The following is a 21,510-nucleotide window of genomic DNA, read 5'->3' on the forward strand; positions in this document are numbered from 1 at the left end:
GTTTTATTTAATTCCACACCACCGCTACGCTAAGCAGCCTATTCGATGTGCGCTTGGCCGCTGTCGGTTCCGTGGCGTGTCGCTAAACGCCATTTCAACCGATGCGTCGGAGATTCAGACGCCGTTAATGCGGATCGGCATCGCCGGTCGCGCTAGCCGTTCGCACCGAACGGAACCCGTCGAGCTCGCCCTTTTGCCCCCATAGTCAGGAGACAAGCATGCCATTACAGCAACTGGTGGAATATTTCAACGACCGGCTGGAACAGGAACACAACAGCGGGTTTCGGCCGTTTGTGCTGCGGGACGGCCGGGTGGAAGCCTCGTTCGGACCGATTCGATTGGCAAGCCGATTAAAACCGATTCGCGAAACTTTGCGTAGCGCGCGACGCGTCGGCCACATGGCCCAACTGCAAATCAGCGCTAATCCGGCCCCAACCCCGCCGCCAGCTGCGGTCGACGCGCTACTGAATCCTGAGCCGCCGCCGCAAAGCATCGTCAATTTCGATCGGTTGTCGCGCGCGGTACACATGCTGAACTATTTGCCGGAGGCGCACCTGGACGAGCTCTTGTTTCTGGATGTCGATCCCCGCCACATCCTCGGCGTCAAAACCGACCATGGTGCGTATTTCGAGGAAGTCATCGTCAAGTGCGGTCTGCAAACCCGTAATGTAGCTATCGTAATGACCGTGAACCGGATCTACGCCCGCTACTACCAAACCCTGTTGAAGGGCTTGCAAAACTATCAAACGCGCGGTTATCGAGTGGCATTGAAATTCGACTGCCCGATGCTGGATCAGGCGGCGCTGGACTTACTGGCTAGAGCCGCCGCCGACTTCGTGTGCTTGTCGGCCGGTGAACTGGAGCGGATTCGAGACAGCCGCTTACTGGAGAAATTGCGGCAATTGAACGGCTTGGTCGAATCGATAGGCGGTCGCGGCATTTTGCTCGACATCGCCGACAAGCAGAACGCCGCGCTGGCGCGCCAAACCGGCTTCGGTCTGGTTGAGGGCGAATATTTCGACGCCGCGGCGGACTCCGCGCCGGTTTACGCCCGCTCCGCTTAAGCGAGCTTTGTAATCGAGACGAATTTGTTGGCTTCGGTCAGTTCCATTTCGAAATGACCCTGAATACCGGATTTGGTCAGGTAACGCTGCACGTTGCCGGCCGGAAACACCACCCGGCGGCCGTCGTCGCTGATAGCCGTGACGGTCTTGGCGTGGCCCTGATAAACCGCCAAGTATTGATCGTAACTCAGGTTTAAACGGAAGCGGATATAGCGACGATTGGACATTAAAAAGCCGCGCCGGCGAACCGGCGCGGCCTCCCATCGGTTAACGCATGTTTTGCAAGGCTTCGATGCGCTCTTCGAGCGGCGGATGGCTCATGAACAAGCGCTGCACGCCGCCGCCGTTGATGCCGAACGCGGCGAGTTCGCCCGGCAATTGCGCCGGTTCGTGCGAACGCTGCAAGGCCCGCAACGCGCCGATCATTTTCTGACGACCGGCCAAATTGGCGCCACCGGCATCGGCCCGGAATTCGCGGTAACGCGAGAACCACATCACCAGCATCGAGGCCAAAATCGACAACGCGATCTGTGCGATCATCTGGGTGATGTAATACGCCGGACCGTAGCCGCGCTCGGTCTTGAACACGGCCCGGTCGACGACGTAGCCGATGATGGTCGCGAAAAAGTACACGAAGGTGTTGACCACACCTTGCATCAAGGCCATCGTCACCATGTCGCCGTTGGCGACGTGGCTGATCTCGTGACCAACCACGGCTTCCACCTCTTCCGCGCTCATCGCTCTCAACAAGCCGGTGCTGACCGCCACCAACGCGTCGTTGCGGTTGGCGCCGGTCGCGAAGGCGTTGGGTTCCGGCGCATCGAAAATGCCGACCTCGGGCATGCCGATGCCGGCTTGGCGCGCTTGGCGGGAAACGACATCCAACAGCCATTGTTCGGTCTGGTTTTGCGGACGGTCGATGACATGCACGCCCATCGCGTTTTTAGCCGACCATTTGGACATGAACAACGAAATAACGGAACCGGTCATGCCAAACACCGCCGACATCGCCAGCAAGCCTTCCAGATTCAGGTCGACGCCTTGGGCATCCAACGCGCCCTTCAGGCCGAGGACGCTAAAAATGATACTGATCGCGATCATGATGGCCACGTTGGTGGCCAAAAACAGCAGTATTCTCGTCATGGTGTGACTTTCCTTTATCGTTGTTGAGTGGTGATTAATGTGGGGCGCCTAAAAATTAAATTCAAGCTTATAGAGTGTTACCATCTGCGAAAAGTTTATTTTGGGGTATAAAAATGAAAATAATCCAAGCGCTATGGCTGGTATTGGCGACGATCGGCGCCGCCCACGCCGCCGATCGCGGCTACGAGTCGGTACTCAGCCAGCTCAAGTTGCCGGCCGGCTTCAAGATTAGCATTTTTGCCGACGGCGTACCCAATGCCCGGCAATTGGCGCTCGGCGACAACGGCACGGTGTTCGTCGGCAGCCGCGACGGCAATGTATTCGCGGTGCAAGACCGAGACGGCGACGGAGTGGCCGAGCAAAAATTCCAAATTGCCCAACAATTAAACCTGCCGAACGGCGTGGCGTTTAAAAACGGCTCGTTATACGTCGCGGAGATACAACGCATCATCCGCTTCGACAATATCGAACAGCGCTTGAGCAACCCGCCCAAACCCGAAGTGGTCTACAACGATTTCCCGGAAGACCGCCACCACGGCTGGAAGTATTTGCGCTTCGGCCCGGACGGCAAGTTGTACACCGCCGTCGGCGCGCCGTGCAATATCTGCGATCCCGGCAAGCCGATCTACGGCTCGCTGGTTCGCTTGAACCCGGACGGCAGCGACTTCGAAATCCTGGCGCGCGGCATTCGCAACACGGTCGGCTTCGACTGGGAAACCCGCACCAATCATTTGTTCTTTAACGATAACGGCCGCGACTATTTGGGCGACGACCTGCCGCCCGACGAACTCAACGAATGGAGCCGGCCCGGCGAACACTTCGGCTACCCATACTGCCACGCCGGCACCATCCCCGATCCGCAACTGGCCGGCGACAAAAAATGCAACAGTTTTATCGCGCCGGCCTGGAAATACAAAGCCCATATCGCGCCGCTGGGTATGCGCTTTTACACCGGCAAACAGTTCCCGGATCAATATTTCCGGCAATTGTTCGTCGCCCAACACGGTTCATGGAACCGGACTCAACCGCAAGGCTACCAGATCGATGTCGTCAAATTCAGCGGCGGTCATCCCTATAACGAACAAGCCTTTATTAGTGGTTGGCTGACCGCGTCGGGCGAAGTGCTGGGCCGGCCGAACGACGTTATCGTCGGCCGCGACGGCAGCTTGCTGATTAGCGACGACAAGCTGGGCGTCATCTACCGGGTGAGCTACGGCCGATGAGCAAACATCAATTCGAAGTGCTGGACGTCAAAACCGTCTACGAGGGATTTTTTCGGCTGGAACAATACCGCGTAAGGCACACGCTGTATCAGGGCGGCTGGAGCCGGCCCTTGCAACGCGAGTTGTTTCGGCGCGGCAACTGCGTGGCGGTCTTGCTTTACGACCCGGACCGGGATGAAGTGGTTTTGATCGAGCAATTTCGGGTCGGCGCCATCCTGAGGCCGAACCATGCCTGGCAAGTCGAAATCGTCGCCGGCGCGATCGAGGACGGCGAGACCGCCGAGGACGTCGCCTACCGCGAAGCGCTCGAAGAAGCCGGCTGCGAAATTCTGGATATGATCGAAGTCAAACGTTTCTACACGACGCCGGGCGGCTCGTCGGAATTGATCACCCTGTTCTGCGGCCGAGTCGATAGCCGCGGCATCGGCGGCGTTCACGGCCTGGACCACGAGGACGAAGACATCCGTGTCTTCGCGGTCAAGACCGAACAAGCTTTCGATATGCTGGAAGATGGCTCTATAGAATCCGGAATTCCAATTCTGGCCTTGCAGTGGCTGTATATGCACCGCGACCGCTTGCGGGCACGCTGGGCGGCGAGTCCGGCCGAGCGGGAGCAGCCCGAACCAGCTTAGACCCGCCGCCCTGGCTGGCGCTAACGCCCTTTGAACACACCGGCCTTGCCCAACCAGGGATTGAATTTCTCCACCAACCAGGCTTTGGCGAATTCGTCGTTTTTGACGAGCAAATCCAAAAAAGCGGTACTCGCACTTTGCACCGCCGCAACTTGTTTGTACGCGCGTTCTATCCGCATTTTTTCCAGGTCTTCGCCGCGCAAGCCGTAGCCGGGGCCGCCGCCCATCGGCGGTCCGCCGCCTCCGCCCATGCCGCCCCCACCGCCGCCGACGCGATTGACCGGATTCAGCAACAACCGACCGCCCGGCCCGCCGCCACCCATCCCCATTTCGGGTCCGCCGCCCGAACCGCCGCGCTGGCCCCGGCCGGTGCCTATGCCGGCGCCGGCCAGCAATTGATGGCTAGCCTCGGTCAACACTAACAAGTACTTGCCGCCCGGCGGCGCGTGCTCCCACACCGATAGTCGAGCACCGGCCGCGCCGATGGCATAGGAGTCGTCATCCTCGCTGCCGGTGACTGCCAGCAACGGCGAGGAAATTGGTTGAAAACGGCTACGGACATTGCCGGTCGCCAAATCCACCGAAGGACTCAAGAGTATCCCGGCCACGGGCCGCAACTCTTGCCTACCCGGCAACTCGACGCCGAAATTTTCGCCGAGTACCGCGCTGACGGTTTGCGCGCCCAAATCGTATCCGGCCAATACCAGTTTATCGACGTCGGCGGCGGCGTACAGACGCTGCCCCAAACCGGCCCGGGTTCGAAGCTGCTGGTAAGCCCAGGCCAAGTCGGCGACTCGACCGGGCAAATGTTCGGCGGCGAAATACTCGTGGCCGAGATAACGTAATTCGCTGCTGCGAGCCGCCTTGGACGGACGGCGTTTGTCCTCCGGCCGATCGCTGTCGTCCTCGTCGTCGGGCCGAGCGTCGTCTTCCGGATCGGGTCCGCCGCCAAACCAGCCGCCGAACATCCCCGCTGCCTCGCCGTCCTCGTCATCCGGCGGGCCCATATCGTTGGCGGTGCCGGGACGCGGCCGGTTCAATTCGCGCAAGGCTTGTCCTATCGCCACCGGCTGCATGCAAAATACCGCGTAACCGGCTTTGGCCCAGAATTCGCGCCATAAGCGGCCGCCGCCGGCATCCTCGCCCAAGGCCGGCAGGTACACGATCAGCGGGTAGCGGCCCGGTGAGGTGGGTACCGTGATCGATACGTCCAAATCGCGGCCATCGTGATGCCAGATTTCGCGGCCGGTTTCGATCTCGAACCGTCGCGCCGGCCGGTAGCCGCCGTCCAGCAAAACTTTTTCCAGTTTTTCGGCTTGCTCGACCTGGCTGGGCGGCAACGGCCGCGAACCGCAGGCGACCAGTAACAAACACAACAGCAGGCAAACCGCGATTCGTAAACCGGTCGCGGAGGGTTCGAACCAGCCTATCGACCGGCGTGAATTTGGTTTCATCGCAGCGAATTTCCTATTCATTTGATAGCAACATACAACAGCCAAAATTTAAATATGGGTAAACGACAGTATGCCGACGGCATCGGTAAATCCCGGTCAATATAATGTAAATTCGGGTAAAAAGCCGCGCGCAGGCTCGGCGTCTCCTGTCGAGCGGTGTCCAAGCGCGAGCCACAAGCCGGCGCAAATGCTTTATCATTGCCCCGCCCGGTTCGGCCAACCCCGACAATAATAACGATGAACTCAGCGCCTCAAACCACCCGCCCCACCCTCATTTCGCCGGTTATCGCCTTCGCCGCGACGCTATTCATCAGCGCATTGCTGATGTTCGTGCTGCAGCCGATGTTCGGCAAACTGTTGTTGCCCTTGCTCGGCGGCACGCCTGCGGTGTGGAACACCTGCATGGTGTTTTACCAAACCCTGCTGTTCTGCGGCTACCTCTATGCGCATTGGCTGACGGCCCGGCAAGGCGCGCAGCGCCAGATTCAGATCCATACCGCCTTGATGATCTTCAGCGTGTTCGCGCTGCCGGTGGCGCTGCCGGACAACCCCAGCCCGCCCAACGCCGGCAATCCGGCCTGGTGGTTGGTCTGGACCTTGTTTCTGGCGATCGGCCTGCCGTTTTTCGTGATCTCGGCGACCGCGCCGTTGCTGCAAAGTTGGTTTTCCCGGTGCGGCCATCGCAGCAGCGGCGATCCGTATTATCTGTACGCCGCCAGCAACGCCGGCAGTTTGTTGGCCTTGCTGAGCTATCCGTTTTTAATCGAACCCAATATTGGCCTGGCTAACCAGCGTCTGGTCTGGAGCGGCGGCTATCTGCTGCTGTGCGCTTGCATCCTGTTCTGCGCGGCCGGCTATTGGCGCAACCAATCCGAAGACCAACTGGAAGCGCCCAGCATCGACGAAACCCTGACGCCGCCGAGCCGCTGGCAACAACTGCATTGGGCCGCCCTAGCCTTGGTGCCTTCCAGCCTATTGCTGGGTCTGACTCAGTTCATCAGTACCGACATCGCTGCGGTGCCGTTGCTGTGGATCGTCCCGCTAACCCTGTATTTGCTGTCCTTCATCCTGGTATTCGGTAGCTGGGCGGAGCGCATCCGGCCGTGGATGCTGGCCGCGCAACCGGCGGTGTTGACGGTGTTCATCGCCTATTCGTTTATCAATCCGGCCACGCTGCCTTATTGGCTGGATTTGATTCTGCACCTGATCGCATTCTTCCTGGCGGTCATGGTCTGCCACGGCGAATTGGCGCGCAGCCGGCCCCACCCCCAATTCCTGACCCGATTTTATCTGGTGATGTCCTTCGCCGGCATGCTGGGCGGCTTGTTCAACACCTTCGTCGCGCCGTTTTTGTTCAATGCGGTTTACGAATACCCGATCATGATCGTCGCGGCGCTACTATTGCGGCCCGGCTTGTTGAACGGCCGCTGGCCCTTGCAACTGCTGTTCCCGGTACTGATTCTGGTTGCCGGGCTGGCCGTCTATTTTTCGACCGAACAATTGTTCGACTATCTGGACCTGATCGGCGGCGCGCTGATTCTGCTGGCCGGCATCAGTTATGCGTTGCGCCACAGCCCGTTGGCGCTGGGCACGCTGACGGCGGTACTGCTGCTGTTCACGCTGGGTCTGCACGGCATGGCATCGAACGTGTTGTATCAGGAACGGACGTTTTTCGGCGTGCTGTCGGTGCGCGATACCGTGATCCCCGACGAAAACCAAAAGCCGGAAAAAGTCCGCGAACTTTACCACGGCACCACCAAACACGGCGCCGAACGCTTGATTCCGGCGCAAATTACCACGCCGCTGACCTACTACAGCCGGCCCGGCCCGATCGGCCAGGTATTCGGCGAATTCGACGCCGAAAATCCGCGCTGGCGGATCGGCGCGGTCGGCCTGGGCGCCGGCGCGCTGGCCTGCTACGCCAAGGAAGGCCAAAGTTGGTCGTTCTACGAAATCGACCCGCTGGTGGTTTCGGTCGCGCAAGACCCGACCTGGTTTCATTACTTGGAACGTTGCGCCAAGCAGGCGGCGATGGTCGTCGGCGACGCCCGTTTGTCGCTGGCCAAGGAAGCCGACGCCAGCTTCGACCTGCTGATCATGGACGCCTTCAGTTCCGACGCGGTACCTACCCACTTGCTGACCCGCGAGGCTTTGCAGCTATACTTCAGCAAGCTGAAGGACGACGGTTTGCTGGCATTTCACATCACCAACCGTCATTTGGCCCTGAAGAAAGTCCTGGCCGATCACGTTAACCAACTGCATCTGGCCGGCCTACTCCAGGAATTTCAGCCGGAAACCGATGTCCCTCTGGTGATTGCCACCGACTGGGTGGTGATCGCGAAACATCCCGAGCGCTTGGCAAAACTGCAACAAAGCCGGCTCGGGCATTGGCAGAAATTGCCGCTGTCGTTCGGTTTGCAACCCTGGACCGACGACTTCACTCATATCATTGGCATTTGGAAATAGGAAAACGCATGCTTATCACGGAACTGGCCAGTCGTTGCGACGCTCGAGCGCAAGGTGGCGACGCAACCCAATCCATCCATTCCGCCGCCGACATCATGTCGGCTCAAGCTCACCAAGTCACCGTTCTTAGCGACGGCAAATACAAGAAACACCTGAAAGACACCCAGGCCTCGGCCTGCTTCATCGCCGAAGCCCTGATCGACGCCGAAATGCCGGTCGGCCTGACCCTGCTGGTTTGTAAAGATCCGGAAATCAGCTTTCTGAACGCCGTCAAGCTGCTGCATCCCGAGCCGGTATTCAAACGCCAGGTGTCCGAACACGCCGTGCTGGCCGACACCGCGACCCTGGGTTACAACGTCCACGTCGGTCCGTTTGCGACGATAGGCCAAAACAGCAGCGTCGGCGACAGCAGTACCGTCGAAGCCGGCGCCCGCATCGGCAATCACGTGGCGATCGGCAAACACTGCCATATCCACCCCAACGCGGTGATTTACGACAACAGCGTCATCGGCAATCACGTGATTATTCACGCCGGCGCGGTGATCGGCGCCGACGGATTCGGCTATAAATTCCGCGACAACCAACACGTCAAGGTGCCTCATGTAGGTCACGTCGAAATCGAGGACCACGTCGAAATCGGCGCCAACACCTGTATCGACCGGGGCGCCTTGGGTCCGACCCGAATCGGCGCCGGCAGCAAAATCGACAACTTGGTCCAGCTCGGCCATAACAACATCGTCGGGCGCAACGTCATCATCTGCGGACAATCCGGCATTTCCGGTTCCTGCACGATAGAAGACGGCGCGATCCTGGCCGGCAGTACCGGCGTCGCCGATCACGTCAAAATCGGCGCCCGCGCCGTCGTGATGGCCCGTAGCGGCATCTCCGGCGACATCGAGCCGGGCGCCCAAGTATTCGGCAGTCCGGCCAAGGATCGCAAGGTCGCCTGGAAGGAATTGGCGGCCCTGGCCAAACTGCCGGAATTGCTGCAAAAATTCAAAGCGCTGGAAGCCCGAGTCCATAAGCTGGAAGAATAATCCGGCCCCGGAACTTGACGGCCGGTTTTCGCGTCACCCCGTTTTTCGACCATCGCAAAGGCAGAACCATGAACGACAAACAACGCGTCGCCCAACATGCTGCTCAACACGTGCAAAACGGCATGATCGTCGGCCTGGGCACCGGCTCCACCGCCAACTTGTTCATTGAAGAACTGGCGCGGCGCCGCACCCAGGAAGGCCTGAAATTCAGCGCCGTGGCCAGTTCGACGGTCAGCACGATCAAGGCCCGCCAACTCGATTTGCCGCTGATCGCGATCGACCATCTGGAACACCTGGACTTGTACGTGGACGGTGCCGACGAAGTCGCCCCCGATCTGACGCTATTGAAAGGCCGCGGTTACGATTTGGTACGCGAAAAGTTGCTGGCCAAGGCCTGCGATTCGTTTCTGGTATTGATCGACGCCAGCAAGCGCGTCAAACGCATCGGCGAGAACTTTCCGATTCCAATCGAAGTGATGCCGTTCGCCTGGAAGCTGGTACAACGCAGCGTGGCGGCGATCGGCGGGCACGGTAGCTTGCGGCAAACCGCCAACGGCGACGGCTTGGTCGTCACCTCATACGGCAGCCTGGTGTTGGATGTGGTGTTCGATTCCACGCTGGACGCCAAAACCCTGAACGAACGGCTGAACGGCATTCCCGGTATCGTCGAACACGGCATATTCAACGGCTTGACTGGTGCGGTATTTTGCGGCCACGACGGACAAGTGGACGAACTTTGGGCTTAGCGGCCGGCGTGCTCGGCGCGGCTTAGCCTTTGGCCGGCAAGCAGCCGCGGCACTTAGTCCCAGCAATTTTGTGGTAGAAGCTCGTCCGGCGCTTGGTCCATAATCGCCGCCAGCCGCGGGTCTCCGGGATTGGCTTTCCGGCAGGCGCGGCCGGCGTTGGTCCCGATAGCCGGACCAATCCAATCCGCCAGTTCGAATTCGCCCCGTACAACAGGAGAAAACCCATGTCGCAATTATTAGAAAAAAACCAGGAAGCGCCGTTTTTCCGTGCCGTAAATCAAGACAATAAAATGATCTATCTGTCGGATTACCAGGGCGAAAAGACTGTGGTGCTGTATTTTTACCCCAAGGACGATACGCCTGGCTGCACGATAGAAGCCAACGACTTTACCGCGCTTGCCGCCGAGTTTGCGGCGGCTAATACCGTCATCGTCGGCGTCAGCAAGGACGACTGCGAGAGCCACCGGGCCTTCATTGCCAAATACGGGCTGAACGTGCAATTATTGGCCGATACCGACGGTGCGCTGTGCGACAGTTACGGTACCTGGCAGGAAGTCGAAAAAGACGGCATCAAAAAGTGGAAGATCGTCCGCTCGACCTTCATTATCGGCAAGGACGGCAAGTTGCTCGAAGCCATGTACGGCGTTAGCCCGGATGGACACGCGCAAGCGGTACTGGATATTGTCAAAAGCCTACCCGTCTGAGATACATCTTGGAACCATCGCCGGCCATTTTCTGCCCCAAAAAAGCCGGGGTTCCCCGGCTTTTTTACGAACTAGCAGCGAACTCAATGTAGCGTGACAACTTGCTTTACCACGTCAGCCACCGTTTTGATACGGCTGAAGTCCAGATGAAGTTGGTTAAACATTTCCATGATCGAGCTATCCAGCTTATCCCGCAAGTCGGCATCCATACCCAGATCGTTTTGTAGATCGCTATCCAAAGAAACGTCGTCCACATTCAAATCGAAGGTATCGGCGATGACCAGCTGTACGGCCATCGACATCATGTTTTGCAGGCTTTCCACTTCGTTGCCACCGAATTTTCCACACATCAGCGTCACCTCTTTGTCGTTAACGATGGCGTTAGTTTGGCTAAAACCCCACCCAAAAACCGTTAACGACTACCAATTCGGAGCGCCGCTTCGGCCACGGTGTTGTAGCGCCCTTGGTCGACCTCTTGACTTGGCGCCTGCGTCAACGCGCCAGTCCGCACGCCCCCGCCGTGCCGCAACTGGATCTCGGGAACGGCAAGTTCCAAAAAACCTCTTCTCCGACTATCCATTCGGTTACGGCGGCCGGAATGCGCAGCGAGTTATACTGGAATTCGCCTTAGCCTATAAACGGACTTACGGCCCAAAATTTCAAGGTCTTTTACGACAGCCGTCGCCCTCTCGATAGCTGTATCGAGCTTCGTCGGCGGCGATACGATAAAATTCGCTTGTAAGCCATCACAGACACACGAAATCGCTCCATGCCCAGCCCAGCCATGCCTATTCGTATCGCCCATTCGAGTGCCGTCGACCCGACAACGGCGGTCAACGAGCTACATGCCGGCCTGGTTCAGGAACGGCTGGCCGCCGTGATATTTTTTTGTTCGGCCGATTACGACCTAACGGCGCTGGCAGCCGCATTATCGTTGGCGTTTAAGGACCTGCCGGTCGTCGGTTGTACGACGGCCGGCGAAATCGGACCAGCCGGGCTTTGCGAACGCAGTCTGGTCGGCGTCGGCTTCTCTGCATCGGTGTGCAGCGCCGTCGGCGGCCTGCTCGGCGACTTACGGAGTCTGTCCGCCGAGCAAACCAAGGACTTCGCCCAATCTCGGTTGAACGCGCTATTGGATTTGGCGCCGTACGCCTGTTCGTCCAACAGTTTCGGTTTTTTATTGATAGACGGTCTGTCTTTGAAAGAAGAACCGGTCGCCCTGGACATTCAACGGATGCTCGGCAACATTCCGCTGGTCGGCGGTTCGGCCGGCGACGGTTTGAGGTTTCAGGATACGTGGGTTTATTGGGGAGGTGCGTTCCACCCGAACCACGCGGTCATGCTGTTAATCAGCACCACGCTGCCGGTGTACGCTTACCGGACTCAACACTTCTTACCGTCCGAGCACAGGATGGTGGTCACCGCCGCCGACATCGGCCGACGCACCGTCCACGAAATCAACGGTCTGCCAGCCGCCGAGGAGTACGCGCGACTGATCGGCTATCCGCTGGACCAACTCACGCCGGCGTTGTTCGCCGCGTATCCGGTCGTCGTCAAGATCGACGGCAGTTATTACGTGCGCGGTCTGCAACGCGCTCACCCGGACGGCAGCTTGACCTTTTACTGCGCGATCGAGGAAGGCTTGGTGTTGCGCATCGCTCAAGGCGAAAACTTGCTGGAAAATTTGGCGGCGGCCTTCGGTCGCGTCCGTCAAGTCATTGGCCAGCCGCTGGTGACGCTCGGCTGCGATTGCATCCTGCGAAAACTGGAAGTTGCCGCCGCCGATCAGCTCGATGACTTGAACCGCTTGATGACCGACAACCGCGTGGTCGGCTTTCACACCTACGGCGAACAGTTTCGCGGCATCCACATCAACCAAACCTTCGCGGCCGTGGCGATCGGCGCTCCGGCTACGGCATCCGAACATGACTGACCCAAACGCCAATCCCAGCCTCCCGGCTTTGCAGGCTGAAATCGCCCGCTTGAACAAAGTCGTCCAAGTCTTGATGGACCGTGTCGAACACAGCGGCGATTTGGGAAACTCCTATTTCGATCAAGTCCAGGCAACGGTGATGCTGGAAGACTTGGTGCGGCGCCGCACTCAGGAATTGGAAGCGGCGCTGGCAGAAAACCGGGCCATCAACCGCGCGCTGAGCGAAGCGGAACAAAAATTTCACTGCGTGCTCGATCAATCCTTGGTCGGCATTTCAATGACGATCGACCAACGCTTTCACTACGCCAACCCGAAATTCGCCGAAATTCTGGGCTATAGCGTCGAGGAAATTCTGAAACTCGGTCCGGCCGACATTACCCCGGCCGAAGACTTGCCCCAGGTTTTGGACGTGATTCGCCGCGCATTGAACGGGGAATTCCAGCAACTGACCTTTACGACTCGGGCCGTGCGCAAGGATGGTCGGATCATCAACGTCGAAATGTCGGGGAAGGCGCCTCTGGATATTGGCGGCCGTCCGGCGCTGATCGCGGTTTGGGCGGACATTACCGAGCGGCTCGGAGCGGAGCGGGAAATCGAGGCATTGCAAACGCGGCTGCGCGACCAAGCCCTGCACGATGCGCTGACCGGGCTTTACAATCGTTTGTTTTTAGCCGAAAACCTGGACCGGACCATCGCGCTGGCCACCCGGCACGGCTATCCGGTCAGCGCGGTGATTGCCGATCTGGATTTTTTCAAATCGGTCAACGACCGTTACGGCCATCCCGGCGGCGATGCCGCGTTAAAACATCTGGCCGATCTGATGCGGCAACACGCCAGATCTAGCGACATCATCTGCCGTTACGGCGGCGAAGAGTTTTTATTGTTGATGCCCGACACGCCCGTCGAAGTGGCCCGCGAGCGCGCCGAGTACCTGAGACAATGCCTGGCCGAGCAACGCGTGGCCTGGAAAAGCACGCCGATAGCGCTGACCGCCTCCTTCGGTGTCGCCAGCTATCCCGAGGATGCCCAATCCGGCGGCGAATTGATCGAGGCGGCCGACAGCGCGCTATACTCATCCAAAGCCAACGGCCGCAATCGCGTCACGCGCTTCGGCCAGTCCTGGGAACGTGCTCCGATCTAGGCGCGCGCCATTCAATTCCGGCCCACGTCGCGCCGGCCGCAAACCGCCAGCTTCGCCGTTCTCGTCGGGCCAGGGCCGTTAACGCACCCTCATTGCTCGCGATCACATTCTCCGTTAGCGGTTTGCTCAAGCCATGCAGTGCCTGCCGCATCCACGGCGTTGCTCGGCGCGCCTAGCTATAGCGGCTTGCAATCGAAAACGCGCAAACCTGCAATCAGCGCAATTTTCGACCAAGAGTAAATGCAACTGACGGGCGCTCAAACCGAGATTATTTGCAACTAACATATGTCGTTGACCATTGGCGGCAATCGGCCAAAAGCGGTCAGATAGAATAATTTATAGCTTTAGGTTTGGGCGAGCAAACTGCTCGAAAGCAGTCACTCGCTCAAATGATCCGAGACCTAAACTTCAGTTTGCTCTGAAAGCTCCAGGGCGTCATCTACCTCAATACCTAGATATCGAACCGTGCTTTCTAATTTCGTATGGCCGAGTAATAACTGCACCGCTCGCAGGTTTTTGGTTCGTCTATAAATGAGGGGTGCTTTTGTTCGACGCATGGTATGGGTTCCATAGCCGGATGGGTCAAGGCCTATTGATGTCACCCAACGCTCGACTATGCGCGCATATTGCCGAGTCGAAATATGGAGAGAACGATGGATACGACTGGGGAACAAATATTGATCTGGCCGTAATTGCGCTTGTGCAATCCAACCTGCCAACGAATCTCTCGTCTGTTCGGTTATCTCAAACTGAACCGGTCGGTGTGTCTTTTGCTGCATGACAATAGCTCGCGTCAGTAACCGGCTTGCCTGCGAAACATCGCTTACTTTCAACCGGACCAAATCACAGCCACGCAATTTGCTGTCAATAGCCAAGTTAAACATAGCTAGCTCCTTGACTTGATGGGCCAGTTGCAAGCGAATCCGTATTGCCCATATTTCCTTCAATTTCAGCGGATATTTCTGGCCGACTAGTTTCCCTTTATTCCAAGGAATACCGTGTTTATTGCTTGTAATTGAATCATTCATGACAAACTCCAAAACATTTAGATGAAAGGAGTTCTCATTTTGGCTTTTAAGCAAGTGTCTACCGATTACATTTTTTCGCCAACAATCCCTCATCAATGGCCTTAACAACTTGCGTCGACCGATAACATTGTTGGGGCATTAATACAGTTGTAACAATGATGATATAGATTTTAATCGGAATCTCGTGAGTCGGCATGCTAAACAGATATTGGGGGGGCCGGCATTGAAAATATTCGAGATAGGCCAACCGTTGGCGAACTTTCACGGATGCCACGGCAACACTCAAGGTGGTTGAACTGCCCTGCAACAAACACTCAGACAGCCGCTTTCAAACCAGACTATCGCAAAAATCACAGGATAATTCATGAAGTTTCTCGACACCTTCGCTCGACGAACACAGCCACCTAGAATTTCAGTGACTCACTTATCGACCCAGTCGGTTTTGAGCGGCAGCCCAAAAAGCAATATTCGCCTACTCAATCCTGGATTGTTATTCTGCTTGGGCCTGATATCCGGATTTGCCATGCCTGCAAATGCCGCCGTCACCATCGACTATAGCTACGACGACCTGAACCGGTTGCGGGCGGTGACCCGCAATGACGGTCCGGTGGTTGGGTACCAATACGACGCCGCCGGAAACTTCACGACGCAAGGCGTTAGCAATAGTCCGGATACCGACGGCGACCTGCTGGCCAATTTTGCCGATCCGGACGACGATAACGATGGCATGCCGGATGCCTGGGAAATTCAATACGGCTTGAATCCACTGAGTCCAGGCGATGCCGGACTGGATGCCGACGGCGACGGCATCACCAACTTGGCGGAATATCAGGCTAATTCCAATCCGCTACAGCCTCCCAATACCAGTGTCGCCGTACCGGCCGTTCCGGAATGGGGCTTGATCATCATGGCTTTGGGATTAGGGCTGATGCTGGCTCGACAACCAAAAAAACAAGGAGTGTAACGTGATGAATATGGCAAGGAATTCGGGTGCTTCCGTGCGCCTGGTTGTGACACGTCTGTTGCTGATCTGCCTGATGGGCTTTGAGGTTTCGGCCATGGCGGCCCCTACCGACACTGGCCCAACGAAATGGGTATTGCCTGCCGTGGCGCAGGCCGTCGTCGAGCCACACGTACCGGCACCGGTGCATGCGTCCCCTGCCGGCTGGGTCAACCAGACTGCGGAACCAGTGTCTCCCGAAGCGGCTCAGGCCGTCATCGAGCAACGCGAACAGGCGTTGACTCAACAGCGTGACCAGCAAACAGCGAAGCAAAACCGGCAAGCGATGACTACCGCAGCCAAAGCCTCGGCAACCCTGGCGGCAACGGAAACCCTGACCGCCGCCGCGCTGGTGCCTGCCGCCACCGAATTTAGCCAATTGGCGGCCGCGTTGGAAAACGATCCACGCCGCATTTACCAGTTCGTCCGCAATTACTTTGTTTACGTCCCGTATTACGGTGCCTTGAAAGGCCCGTATCTGACCTTGAAAGAACGCAGCGGCAACGACTTCGATCAAGCAGCCGTGCTGGTGGAATTGCTGCGGGCAGCGGGTTATACCGCGAATTACCAATACGGCAGCATGAGCATTCCCCTTTCAGCAGCCAATAATAATGACATGGCGCACTGGCTGGGTACCGATGCTGATGCCACCCGTATCGGCAATATCATTGGCTCGGGCGGCATTCCGGCGACTATCGTGAATGGTACAAGCGTGACTCTGGATCGGGTTTGGGTCGTGGCGAATATCAACGCCACCAACGTGGCGCTGGACCCGGCTTTTAAATCCAGCAGCAAACAGAGCGGCATCAATCTGGCTACCGCGATGGGTTACGATAAAACCGCCTTATTGAATGCGGCCGGCGGTTTGCTGGGCACCGATTCGATCCAAAGCCTGAATACCGCCAATTTGAATGCCGAGCTGAACGACTTGACGACTCAGCTCGTCAGCCAGCTCAAACAAAATTACCCCAATGCCTTTGTGCGCGACATCATCGGCGGCTTAAGTATCGTTCCGGATGAAAGCAACAGTTTGCCGGCGGCCTTGCCGTTTGCCGGCACGCCCACGCAAACTGCCTGGGCCGAGATTCCCGCCGGCTACATCCATACCGTGCGCCTGCAACACGGTGCAATCGACACGACACTGAACATTCCGCAAATCGCCGGCAAAAAACTCAGCATCAGTTATGTCGGCGACAGCACTCCCATCGATCCGCCGCCTGCGGGCGCCACGGATTTCGGCACCGTTAGTCCCGGTCAGGATGGCCCGACCTTTACCTGGAATCCCGGCAACCCCAACAGTGTCGTGATCCAGGTCACCAGCACGATCAGCGGTACGAATGCCAGCGCGTTTCAATTCGTGTCCGGCGGCGGCACCCAGAACATTCCGGCCAATAACGGCAGCGTCCCGGTCAAAGTCAAATTCACCGGCACTGGTCAGGCGGCCGGCCGCAAAAACGCTACCTTGACCCTCACTTTCAGCTACCAGGGTAGCACCATCGGCACTCAAACCGTGGCTTTGACCGGAGCTGTGCAAAGCACGCCGGTGGCGCAACTCCATCTCGACGATACCCTGCTGCTGTCGGAAGGCACGCCGTCGGGCAATTTGACCAGTCTGACGTTGAGCATAGATCACCCCTACAGTGCCACGGTCGGCAATCCCTGCTTTACCGGCGCCAAATACGGCGATCAATGCGCCACGTTCACGCTGAAACGCACCGGGTCTTACGTACTGGCCTCGGCCTTCGGCGGCGACCGCGACAGCAGTCTGTTAGCGGAGCGGCAGCGCTATCTCGACCAACTAACCCTGCAAGGCGCGGCCAACACATCCCGCGAAGTCGTCAGCGAAACCCTCAATATCTTCGGCCAAAGCTGGATGCAGCAAACCCAACTGGCTGACGACCTACTAAACACCTTGAGCGATAACCGCGCCATCCGCCATCACCGCTTCGGTATCGTCGGTCAGGAAGCCGGTTATTTCGTCGATGTCAGAGCCCAGTTCGTGTCCACCCTGCCGCAGAGCGCGTCTGCCGGCGAAGGTACCTTCCAGAGTTCGGGCTTGATCGCCAGCGCCATGGAACACGCGGTCCTGGAGCAATTGCAAGGCGCCAGTCAGCCGGCGATGTCCACCGTCAAAATCTTCAATCTGAACAACCAAAACGGCCAGAAATTCTTGTTGGCCAATTTGGGTAACTTCGGAACGATTCAAAGTCAATTGACCGGCTATAGCAGCAGCGATATCAACAATAACCTGATTCCCGCCCTCAACGCCGGGGCCACGCTGGTTTTGCCGCAAAACGGCCAAGTCACCCTAAACAGTTGGCACGGCTACGGTTACATCGACTATCGGGTCAATGGCAACCAACGCAGTCAGGGCATGATCATCGGCGGCGGCCTGAACGGCGGCTTTGGCTCCTTTGTCGGGCCCATCAATACGCCTGTCGCCCAAAATTACTACGCCCCGTTGCAATTGCCATCCGGCAACGTCTCCACTCCCAAAGGTGTCGATCCGGTCGATCTGGGCAGCGGCGCCTATCTCAACCAAGCCGTCGATCTCAGCCTGGGCGGCAGCGGTCCTCGCGGTTTAAGCTTTGCCCGCAGTTACAACAGCCAGCAAGTCAACCAGGACCCGGCCGGACTGGGTAAGGGTTGGAATCACGGCTACGACATTCGCTTGAACAAGCACAGCGACGTCAAAACCGCGCTGGGCTTGCGCAGCCCTCAGGATGCTGCGGCACTGATCGTGGCGGCTTATGTCAGCCGCGATCTGATGTCGCCGACCCAGCCGGCCTTGAAAGACTGGGTGGTCGGCACGCTGGTGGCGCAATGGGCCACCGACCAGTTGCAGGATAAAGCCATCAGCGTACAGCTGGGCGACCGGGCTTTGAGCTACCGGCAACTGCCCGACGGCAGCTTCGTCGCCCCGCCCGGCGTCACTACCCAACTAATCAAAAACGCCAACGGCACCTACAAACTGAGCGAACGCTTCGGCACTGTCTTGGCCTTCGATGCCAGCAACCGCATCCAGAGCCTGACCGACATCGACGGCAACGCCTTGAGCTTTACCTACACCAGCGACCTGCTGACCCAGGTCAAGGATGCCTACAACCGCACCCTGACCTTAAGCTACACCGCCGGCAAACTAACCCAGGTGGCTGACAACCAGGGCCGTAATGTCACGTACAGCTACACCGGCAACGACCTGACCGGCTTCCACGACCCGGAAAACAAAGTCTGGCAATACGGCTACGACGCCAATCACCAAATCCTCAGCGTCACCGATCCGGTCAACCAAACCATTGTTAGCAACGTTTACGACGACCACCAGCGGGTCACGCAGCAAACCGCCCCCCGCGAAACCGGCAGCGCCTTGTATAAACTGCACTACACCGGCCTGTCGTCATCCGATGAAGACCCGGCCGGTCACCGCACCACCTATTACTACGACCCAACCGGCCGCACCGTGGCGGTGGAAAACGCCCTGGGCCAAATCGCCAAAACCCAATACGACGGTCAGGGCCACGTCATCCAAACCACCGATCCTTTGGGCCACGCGACCCAAATCAGCTACGACGCTAACCACAACCCGACCCAAAGCCTCAACGCGCTGAATCAGGCTACCAGCTTCAGCTACGATGCCCAACTGCGCTTGACCCAGGTCAGCGACGCGCTGAACCACGCCAGCCAGATCGACTACGACGCCGAACACCACCCGGTCGCCGCCCGCAATGCATTGAATCAGCAGACCGCCACGGCCTACACCGCCGCCGGCTTGGTGCAAAGCCGCACCGACGCCAAAAATACCACCACCCAATACACCTACGACGCCAACGGCCACCCAGCCACGGCCAAGACCGCCGCCCATCCGCAAGTCGCTACCCAATACGACGGCATAGGCCGCCTGACCAGCCTGACCGACCAAGCCGGCGCCGTCACCCAATTCAGCTACGACAAGCGCGGCTTGCTACTGACCCGCACCGATCCCCTGGGCAAACTCAACAGCTCGACCTACGACAACGCCGGCCGGCTGATCAGCCACACCGACCGCAACGCCAACACCGTCACCAGCAGCTACACCGCCAGCGGCAAACTCAACCAGATCGTCTACCCCGGCAACAGCACCGTCAACTTCGACTACGATAACCTGGATCGGTTGACCACGATGACCGATCCCACCGGCACGACAGCCAACAGCTACGACGCAGCTGGAAGGCTCACCGGCCACACCGACCCGAACGGCTTTAACGTCCAATACCAATACGACGCCGCCGGCAATCTGACTCAACTCACCTATCCCGGCAACAAAACCGTCGGCTATACCTACGACACTCTAAACCGGCTACAAAGCGTCACCATCAACTGGCTGAACAAAACCGAAAGCTACAGTTACGACGCCGCCGGCCGGCTGACCCAGGTCACTCGCTTCAACGCCAGCCTAACCCAATACGGCTACGACAACGCCGACCGCCTGACCAGCCTGAGCCACAAGACCAGCGGCAACGCCACCCTAGCCAGCTACGCCTACACCCTGGACGCCAACGGTAACCGCACTCAAGCCGTCGTTACCGAAGCCAAGCTGCCGGAACAGTTGATCAACAACAGCCAGACGTATACTTACAACACGCCCAAGAACCGGCTGACCAACGCCGGTGCCACAACGCTGACCTACGACTTCGAAGGTCAACTCAAAATTCAGGGCAGCACCAACTACGCCTACGACTACGCCCACCGCCTGATCAGCCAAGGCAACCAAAGCTACGTCTACGACGGCATCGGCAACCGGATCAAGGCCACAAGAAACGGTACCGTTACGAAGTACATCTACGATGCCGCCGGCAACCTGTTGGCCGAAGCCAACGCCAGCAACGTCATCAGCAAATACTACATCCACGGCAAAGGCCTGACGGCGCTAGTCGACGCCGCCACCGGCCAACTCTATGTCTACCACTTCGACGGCACCGGGCATACGGTGGCGCTCACCAACGCCAGCCAGCAGACAGCCAACACCTACGCCTATGACCCCTACGGCAAGTTGATGGCGCAAACCGAAACCATCGCCCAGCCGTTCAAGTACGCCGGGCAAGTGGGTATCATGGCCGAAGGGAATAACCTGTATTACATGCGGGCGCGGTATTATGATGCGAATCTTGGGCGGTTTATCAGCGAGGACCCGATTGGACACAATGGAGGGTTGAACCTGTATGCTTATGTCGGGGGAAATCCCGTTATGGCGGTGGATCCGAGCGGGTTAGCGGCTTCTGAAAGCTCAGGCCTTTTATCAAGAAGCGTCAGAGTTGTTTCCGGCGCTATGCAAGTTGGTCTCGGTGGATTTGCCACAGTTCAAGGAGCAGGAACAGCGGTCCTTGGTGCCGCAAGCTGCGGAAGTGGTCTTGCTCCTGGTTGCGGCGCATTAACTGTCGGAATGGCTGAGTTTGGTTTGGGAGCAATAACATCTGTAAATGGCTTGATTGCTCTAAATAATGGAATCATGGGGAGGAATGACCCGTCATTATTTGAAGCAATTGGTGAATATGCTAATGGTGATAAGGGCAAAGCATTAGGCAAGGCAATTCAAACTGGGCTTGATATTTTTGGCATTGCAGGGTCGGGGGCCAAAATTGCAAATGGTATCGACAACGGGGTAACTAGCATTACTGATCTCCTTGATTTTGGTACGGGCGTTGAAGGGCAATTAAATCAATAAGATAATAGGTTAAATTTCCATCATGACTAATTTTGTTTTTGGAATTATTTGTATTCTTCTTGGAATCTATATGTTGATAACAGAACGAAAATATAACAATTTAAAAAATTACCACTCAATACTTCCAAAATACAAAGAGCGCTTAAAAAAGGGGGGGGTAGTAATGATTATACTAGGGCTTTCTATATGGCTTGAAGTGCTGGCTAATTACTTGTAAAAATCCGTTATGCTAAAGAAA

The 21,510-nt window shown here is 57.7% G+C and carries 16 protein-coding genes; 11 read left to right on the top strand and 5 right to left on the bottom strand.

Annotation, left to right across the window (positions count from 1 at the left end; translation table 11 throughout):
• Window positions 1–218: 218 nt before the first annotated feature.
• Complete coding sequence (locus BJL95_RS21100; RefSeq protein WP_071160618.1) at window positions 219–1,064, top strand: hypothetical protein; 846 nt, start codon at window positions 219–221, stop codon at window positions 1,062–1,064.
• Here the strand turns inward: BJL95_RS21100 and BJL95_RS21105 are convergent.
• The gene (locus BJL95_RS21105) at window positions 1,061–1,291 is read right to left on the bottom strand and encodes a DUF2835 domain-containing protein (RefSeq protein WP_071160619.1); all 231 of its coding nucleotides are present in this window, start codon (window positions 1,289–1,291) and stop codon (window positions 1,061–1,063) included. The two genes, BJL95_RS21100 and BJL95_RS21105, sit on opposite strands and share 4 nt — an antisense overlap.
• Window positions 1,292–1,331: 40 nt before the next feature.
• Complete coding sequence (htpX, locus tag BJL95_RS21110; RefSeq protein WP_071160620.1) at window positions 1,332–2,207, bottom strand: protease HtpX; 876 nt, start codon at window positions 2,205–2,207, stop codon at window positions 1,332–1,334.
• 113 nt (window positions 2,208–2,320) lie between these two features.
• Between htpX and BJL95_RS21115 the strand changes: the two genes are divergently transcribed.
• Both BJL95_RS21115 and BJL95_RS21120 read left to right on the top strand, forming a co-directional pair.
• The gene (locus tag BJL95_RS21115) at window positions 2,321–3,430 is read left to right on the top strand and encodes a sorbosone dehydrogenase family protein (protein WP_071160621.1); all 1,110 of its coding nucleotides are present in this window, start codon (window positions 2,321–2,323) and stop codon (window positions 3,428–3,430) included.
• Window positions 3,427–4,062: an NUDIX domain-containing protein gene (locus BJL95_RS21120; protein ID WP_071160622.1), complete on the top strand. Its 636-nt coding sequence runs from the start codon at window positions 3,427–3,429 to the stop codon at window positions 4,060–4,062. The genes BJL95_RS21115 and BJL95_RS21120 overlap by 4 nt, the downstream gene beginning before the upstream one ends.
• A 20-nt stretch (window positions 4,063–4,082) precedes the next feature.
• Here BJL95_RS21120 and BJL95_RS25980 read toward each other — a convergent pair whose 3' ends face one another.
• Window positions 4,083–5,516, bottom strand: coding sequence for a hypothetical protein (locus BJL95_RS25980; RefSeq protein ID WP_139306369.1), 1,434 nt, complete (start codon window positions 5,514–5,516; stop codon window positions 4,083–4,085).
• Between the two features lie 237 nt (window positions 5,517–5,753).
• On the opposite strand from BJL95_RS25980, the gene BJL95_RS21130 reads away from it, so the two are divergent.
• From BJL95_RS21130 to BJL95_RS21145, 4 genes are all read left to right on the top strand, one after another.
• Complete coding sequence (locus tag BJL95_RS21130; RefSeq protein ID WP_071160624.1) at window positions 5,754–7,982, top strand: spermidine synthase; 2,229 nt, start codon at window positions 5,754–5,756, stop codon at window positions 7,980–7,982.
• 8 nt (window positions 7,983–7,990) lie between these two features.
• Window positions 7,991–9,019 (top strand): UDP-3-O-(3-hydroxymyristoyl)glucosamine N-acyltransferase, encoded by a 1,029-nt coding sequence (gene lpxD, locus BJL95_RS21135; RefSeq protein WP_071160625.1) that lies wholly within the window; start codon window positions 7,991–7,993, stop codon window positions 9,017–9,019.
• Between the two features lie 68 nt (window positions 9,020–9,087).
• Complete coding sequence (gene rpiA, locus BJL95_RS21140) at window positions 9,088–9,765, top strand: ribose-5-phosphate isomerase RpiA (RefSeq protein WP_064029840.1); 678 nt, start codon at window positions 9,088–9,090, stop codon at window positions 9,763–9,765.
• Between the two features lie 224 nt (window positions 9,766–9,989).
• The gene (locus BJL95_RS21145) at window positions 9,990–10,469 is read left to right on the top strand and encodes a peroxiredoxin (protein ID WP_071160709.1); all 480 of its coding nucleotides are present in this window, start codon (window positions 9,990–9,992) and stop codon (window positions 10,467–10,469) included.
• Between the two features lie 83 nt (window positions 10,470–10,552).
• Here BJL95_RS21145 and BJL95_RS21150 read toward each other — a convergent pair whose 3' ends face one another.
• Complete coding sequence (locus BJL95_RS21150; RefSeq protein WP_139306370.1) at window positions 10,553–10,819, bottom strand: hypothetical protein; 267 nt, start codon at window positions 10,817–10,819, stop codon at window positions 10,553–10,555.
• Between the two features lie 419 nt (window positions 10,820–11,238).
• Between BJL95_RS21150 and BJL95_RS21155 the strand changes: the two genes are divergently transcribed.
• Both BJL95_RS21155 and BJL95_RS21160 read left to right on the top strand, forming a co-directional pair.
• Window positions 11,239–12,402 carry an FIST N-terminal domain-containing protein gene (locus BJL95_RS21155; RefSeq protein WP_071160627.1) on the top strand — a complete coding sequence of 388 codons (1,164 nt, stop codon included), beginning with the start codon at window positions 11,239–11,241 and terminating at the stop codon, window positions 12,400–12,402.
• Window positions 12,395–13,543 carry a sensor domain-containing diguanylate cyclase gene (locus BJL95_RS21160; RefSeq protein ID WP_083386195.1) on the top strand — a complete coding sequence of 383 codons (1,149 nt, stop codon included), beginning with the start codon at window positions 12,395–12,397 and terminating at the stop codon, window positions 13,541–13,543. The genes BJL95_RS21155 and BJL95_RS21160 overlap by 8 nt, the downstream gene beginning before the upstream one ends.
• 401 nt (window positions 13,544–13,944) lie before the next feature.
• Here BJL95_RS21160 and BJL95_RS21165 read toward each other — a convergent pair whose 3' ends face one another.
• On the bottom strand, window positions 13,945–14,571 hold the full coding sequence (locus tag BJL95_RS21165; protein ID WP_071160629.1) for a tyrosine-type recombinase/integrase: 627 nt from the start codon (window positions 14,569–14,571) through the stop codon (window positions 13,945–13,947).
• Window positions 14,572–15,094: 523 nt separating this feature from the next.
• Between BJL95_RS21165 and BJL95_RS21170 the strand changes: the two genes are divergently transcribed.
• Window positions 15,095–15,535, top strand: coding sequence for a hypothetical protein (locus BJL95_RS21170; protein ID WP_071160630.1), 441 nt, complete (start codon window positions 15,095–15,097; stop codon window positions 15,533–15,535).
• A 10-nt stretch (window positions 15,536–15,545) separates the two neighbouring features.
• Window positions 15,546–21,272: an RHS repeat-associated core domain-containing protein gene (locus BJL95_RS21175; RefSeq protein ID WP_175463769.1), complete on the top strand. Its 5,727-nt coding sequence runs from the start codon at window positions 15,546–15,548 to the stop codon at window positions 21,270–21,272.
• Window positions 21,273–21,510 lie beyond the last annotated feature (238 nt).

The sequence above is a fragment of the Methylomonas sp. LWB genome (genome assembly GCF_001856095.1).
Classification (GTDB): domain Bacteria; phylum Pseudomonadota; class Gammaproteobacteria; order Methylococcales; family Methylomonadaceae; genus Methylomonas; species Methylomonas koyamae_A.